Below are 5,135 nucleotides of genomic sequence, written 5' to 3' on the forward strand. Positions count from 1 at the left end.
ATAAGAAAGAACAGCGCTGATTTTTCATCCCCCAGCTTATCCAGCTCCAGTTCGTCATAAGACATGATCTCCCGAAGCTGGGGAATATCAAAGGGAGCCAGTCTTGCACCGCAGGAAATCAAAATGCTTTTGGCTGTCTTGCCGCTGGCGAGCTTGTATTTCTTATACTGCCTCACGGCGAAGTGCTGGGGGCTGCGGCGTTCCAGCCCGTCAAACATATAGTCCACCGCATTTTTGAAGGTTTCGTCATCCTCCCGGACTTCCATGCTGTTTATCATTTCCACCAGCGTATTCATGTTGCGTTCTTCCTCCGGCCCCTCAAACACGATGTAGGCCACAAGGGCGCAGTACAAGAGGGTTTCGGCTTTGGTCCAGAACTCGTCGCCCTCCTTGCCGTCGCCTTTGGTGTTGGCGATCAGAGCAGTAACGAATTTCAAAACATCGCTTTCCGTCTTGATATAGGCCAGCGGATTGTAGTGCATGGATTTTGAAAAGTCGATACTGTTGAACACCCGCACCCTGTATTTCTCCCGTTGCAGGAACCGCCCGCACTGGTCGAGGGTGCCGCCCTTCGGGTCTACCACCACATACGAGGAATGGGCTTGAAGGAGCTGCGGGGTCAGCCAGAACCTTGTCTTACCCGAACCGGACGAGCCGATGACACAGGCGTTTAGGTTCCGGGCATTGGCGGGTATTTTCGGACGGGTGTTCATGGTCAGGAACTCCGTCCCGGTCAGAATGACATTGTTCTGAAATTTAGGGTCTACAAACGGCTTTATATCCTCCTTTGTTCCAAAGCGGGCGGTGCCGTACTCCGCATCCCGCCGGAATTTTTTCGCCTGCCTGATCTTTGACTGTATCAGCAGATACACCCCAGCCGCACCGGCAAGGCCCACCAGCAGGTCAATACCGCCCAGCCCCGGCCAGTAGGTTTCAAAGGCTTTGGGGAAGGTATCGAGCATCCCCATGAGCTTTGTCCCGAAGTCTGTGCCGGGGGCGATCCGGTAGGCCGTCCCGATTTTGGAGAAGAACCAGAACACAAAGAGGTACGGCAGGTTTGGGAGCACATATTTTCTGATCTTGTCACTCAACGTCCGTCCTTCACCGCCTCTCTGGTCCGCTGCTTTTCCTTTGCCTGCGTCCTGATCTGCTCCGTGAATTTCCGAAGCTGGCCGAGGATGGAAGCCTTGTCCTGCTCTTTGTTCAGCACCTTTGCGCTGTACTTCTGGAAGGCCGCCGTGATAGCGTCCGCCTGATTGGCTTTGAAAAACAGTAGGTAATGACCGGGGCTCACTTTATGGAAAGCGTAGTCCACATGGAACTTCTTCGCGATCCGGTCAAAATCCTTTGGAGCTCCCACATAGGGCATGGCACTTTTGCCGCCATAGTGGTTCATCAGCTTTTTCACGCTCTGGCGTCCCTGCGGGGTCAGCGCCTTCCGGTGGTGCTTTTGCAGTGCCCGCGCTACCTTCCCAAGAGCGGCAGCCAGCACTTTTCCCGTGAGCTTCGTTGTCCTGATCGAAAGGGCAACCGTTTTTTGGTTTACTTCTTCCTGCATAAAACCTCCTTTCCGTCGGGGTTCCCGCTATCCGGGAGGCCCCCGTACAATCTCGGGGAACAGAAAACCTCGGGCCAATGTGGCCCGAGGCTTACCGCTCGGCATCTCTGCCGGACGGAGCTTTCTTTTCCGGCTCCGTCTGGACTTTTTCGTCCTGTTCCCGCATGGTCTGCAAGATAGAGGGCTTCTTTTGAAGTTGGGAGGGCTTTTCGCCGGACAGCGGCTTGATACATTCCAGACGGTCAGCCGCCCGGATGGCGTTGTCCGTGAGCTGCCTCTGCCATGCGCCCACGCTGGGAGCCCAACGAAAGCCGCTGCTTTTCAGCTCGGCCCGGGTGTCCGCGTCAGGCTTTCCGTCAAAGAACACCTGCAAGCGGTTGTCCTCCCGGTTCATTTCCACACGACCCCCATCGAACTCCCAGCCGGAAAATTCCTGCTGTGCCTGTTTGGAAAGCTGTTCGATACGGGCCTTTACCCGGCGGATCTCCGCATTGTTGTTGGTTAGCTGGTAACTTTCAAAGGGCCTCGGGTCGCTTCGCCAACTTGACGCCATGCTTGCTTTCAGCTTTTCAATCTGGTCCGGCGACAGCAGCGCACAGCCGTCCAGCTTGCCATGCTTGCGGTAATAGGCGTTGACCTCCTTCATAATGAGCTGGGAGCGTTCCAGCCCGTCCAGCTTCTTCTGGAGCTTTTCAATCGCTGCCGGGTCATCGGCGCTGATCCCGCCCATGCCGGTGCTGCGTATCTTATCCAGCAGCCCTTGAATATGCCGCCATTCCTCCATGTTGCTGTCCCGCGCCCGGTTCTGTTTTTCCTTCTTTCCCACCGGGAAATTGGAAGGCCCGGCGATCATCACAGAGGGAACCCTCGCGTCAATGGCAAAGCCTTGGTTCATGTTTTCGGCCAGCTTGCGGGCGTAGGTGTCTAACAGATGGTCGATCTTCTCATGGTACATGGGGTCCACCCGGGATTTCTGCTTTTCCGCTATGGCGGCGGCCTTGTCCACCATTGCCCTGTATTCCGCCGTTGCGCTCCCTTCCTTGTAGTCGGAAAAGCTGTTCATTTCTTTTGCCCGGCGGGCGGCTCCTTCATTGATAGGGTAATAGTTGATGGTATGCACCTCCTTTATGCTTCGGGCCATGCTGGCCCGAAGTCTTACCGTTCTTCATGGGAAGGCCCCGCCTTGTCCTTTTTCGGAGCGGGTGGGGCTTCTTGAAACCGTTTGAGTGCAGCGAGAATGGAGTGGACAGGCTCGGCCTTTTCAGGATAGGCAAATATCCGGTGTTCCGGCGGAATGTCCTGCGGCCCGTGGTAATACTCCTTGAAGCCCTCCGGGACTGCCGACACATACCCACCGGGAGCGAATACGCCGCCTTCGTTGATACGCACATCCCGCCCGTATGCCTCATAATCGAAGTAGTTCTGAATGTGCTCCGGTATGTCGATAGTCCCAAGCTCGTCGGCGTAAAGACGGCCCAGCCCTTCATCATCGGAAATATCCGGGTAAAAGCGGTAAAGGTCAAGGTTCTGCGTCAGGTTTATCAAATCCTTCACGCTCCTTGTGTGGTTTCCCAAGACAAGAGCGGCTTCAAAGGTTTCCAGTCCGCCCTTATCCCGTACTTCCAGCAGGGCGTGGCCCAGCTCGTTCAGCTCGTCGATGTTCTCACATTCGTAGAGATGATCGTAGAGCCCCAGCACATCACTGTCAAAGCTGGTAAAGAATACTTCGCTGTACCGTTTCCCGTCTATCCCGATTTTGGCAAGGGCGGCCTGCAACTCCTGTGTCGTCGTGGGGAAATGTACCGTTGTCCCTACCTCAATCCCCATTAAGGGGTATAGGGCTGTATTGGTTATATAGGCTTCAAACATGGGCTCATTCCTCCTTTCCGGCCCGGTCAGCCAGCACCTCATAGATCCCGGCCATAATGTAATCGGCACAAGGGAGGGCAATCGCATTTCCCAGCACCTTGTAGCGTTGCAGAGGCCGGATCTCCATGCCGTCCGCCCCGTACTTTGTCCAGCCCTCCGGCAGCCCCATCAGCCGTTCACTTTCTGTTTCCGTCAGAAAACGGATACAGCCGCCCTCCGGGTCGCCCTCATACCAGAAGGCAAAGGGCGTTACATCACTGGCTAAAAGAGTGGGAAAAGGGTCAGTTGGTAATCCGAAGCTGTTTCGGAAGGCCGTTTCTTCCTGCCTTTTTGCCGCTCCCCGCATACGGAAGCACTGAAAGGGGTGGATGACTGGTATCTGCCGCCCTGTTTCAAAAGAAGCTGTTCGATCTCCTTCGGCGGCGGCCCGCCCGCCCTCTCCGCAAGGCGGAGGAAGTGGGAGCATTGGACGGGGCTTAAATAGTATGTCTGCGGCACGTCTGCCTCCAAAATCCGCCACGACGAAAATCCGCTGCCTTCGTGCCAGCCTTCGGGAGCCTGCCCAATACTGGGCGTCCATGAGCCGCCAGCACACATCAGGCGTTCCCCCTCGCACCATTCCGGCGTTTCCCCATCTTCCAGAAGGAGGCATTGGAACTTCGGTGTCCGAGAAGGCGGATAGGACGGCTCTAAAATCCATCCGGTCATTTGTAGAAAACGCTCCCATGACGTTTTCCCAAACAGCGATAGCTGGATATAGGTTATCAGTGGCATCCCTCATTTCCTGTATGATACGAAACGCCTGATAAAACAGGCTGGATTTTGCCCCGGCAAGGCCGGAGCGGTTGCCGATCAGAGAAAGGTTTTGACAGGGAGAGCCGAAGGTTATCACATGGACCGGCGGGATTTTCCCGCCGTCCACCTTCGTAATATCCCCCAAATGCACCATGTCGGGAAAGTGCCTTTTGGTTATGGAGATGGGCGCTTTTTCAATCTCGCTGGCCCAGACCGGACGGATACCGCACCGGGAAGCAGCCAGAGGGAACACGCCAATCCCGTCGAAAAGGCTCCCCAGCTTAATGTCCGGCATAGCCCGGGGTGCCGTGTCCCTTCACGGCAAGCACCCCTTCCAGCGTTGTCGCCGCAATGCCCAGCCGTCCGGCAACCGCAATATCGTTTTTTACATCCTCGTCCACAACGCTGCCACAGACAATCAGGGTATGGGAGCGCCGCAGCATATCCCGGCGCATATCAATCCCGGCCTTATGTTCCTCGGGAACGCTGTCATTCAAAAACAGCGGCAGGTACAAGAGCGGGCAGATCGGGGAAAAGCCCGCCTCATAAGCAAGGCGGCAGTAGTGGGCCGCCAGCTCCATATCAACATCCGGCTCGCCGCTCCATGCGGCAGTCAGGTATGCTAAAGGTCGTTTCATTGGTTGAGCCTCCATTTCTGTTTTGGTTTAGGGAAAAGCAAGAGTTCGCCCAACCCCTCCGCCCCTTCCCCCGGGAAGGGGAACGGCTCTGGAGAATTTATATCCCCGTCGCTTGACCGGGAAAAAGCATAACCGGGAGAAATCCGTCAAGGGTGCCTCTGGCACCGCCTGCGGCGGCGCTGCCCTTGACTGATTTTCCCGGCTATGCTACGGAATAACTGGCGACGGGGAATAATTTATATCTCCAGAGCTTCGGGGCGCGGGGCAGAGCCCCG

The 5,135-nt window shown here is 56.0% G+C and carries 6 protein-coding genes; all 6 read right to left on the bottom strand.

What is annotated here, in order from left to right; all coding sequences use genetic code 11:
- On the bottom strand, positions 1-1,091 hold a 1,091-nt coding region (locus AAAU26_RS00370), incomplete at its 3' end, for a VirD4-like conjugal transfer protein, CD1115 family (RefSeq protein ID WP_227619725.1).
- Positions 1,088-1,558 (bottom strand): PcfB family protein, encoded by a 471-nt coding sequence (locus AAAU26_RS00375; RefSeq protein WP_055303315.1) that lies wholly within the window; start codon positions 1,556-1,558, stop codon positions 1,088-1,090. The genes AAAU26_RS00375 and AAAU26_RS00370, both read right to left, overlap by 4 nt.
- Positions 1,559-1,649: 91 nt before the next feature.
- Entirely contained in the window at positions 1,650-2,699 is a 1,050-nt protein-coding gene (locus AAAU26_RS00380; protein WP_055303313.1) for a DUF8626 domain-containing protein, read from the bottom strand.
- A 14-nt stretch (positions 2,700-2,713) separates the two neighbouring features.
- Entirely contained in the window at positions 2,714-3,427 is a 714-nt protein-coding gene (locus tag AAAU26_RS00385; RefSeq protein ID WP_015555149.1) for an antirestriction protein ArdA, read from the bottom strand.
- 4 nt (positions 3,428-3,431) lie between these two features.
- Entirely contained in the window at positions 3,432-4,517 is a 1,086-nt protein-coding gene (locus AAAU26_RS00390) for a DNA cytosine methyltransferase (RefSeq protein WP_055303310.1), read from the bottom strand.
- Positions 4,504-4,860 carry a DUF7768 domain-containing protein gene (locus AAAU26_RS00395; RefSeq protein WP_178105371.1) on the bottom strand — a complete coding sequence of 119 codons (357 nt, stop codon included), beginning with the start codon at positions 4,858-4,860 and terminating at the stop codon, positions 4,504-4,506. The genes AAAU26_RS00390 and AAAU26_RS00395 overlap by 14 nt, the downstream gene beginning before the upstream one ends.
- Between the last annotated feature and the right edge of the window lie 275 nt (positions 4,861-5,135).

The organism is Faecalibacterium longum, assembly GCF_040094125.1.
Lineage (GTDB): Bacteria > Bacillota > Clostridia > Oscillospirales > Ruminococcaceae > Faecalibacterium > Faecalibacterium longum.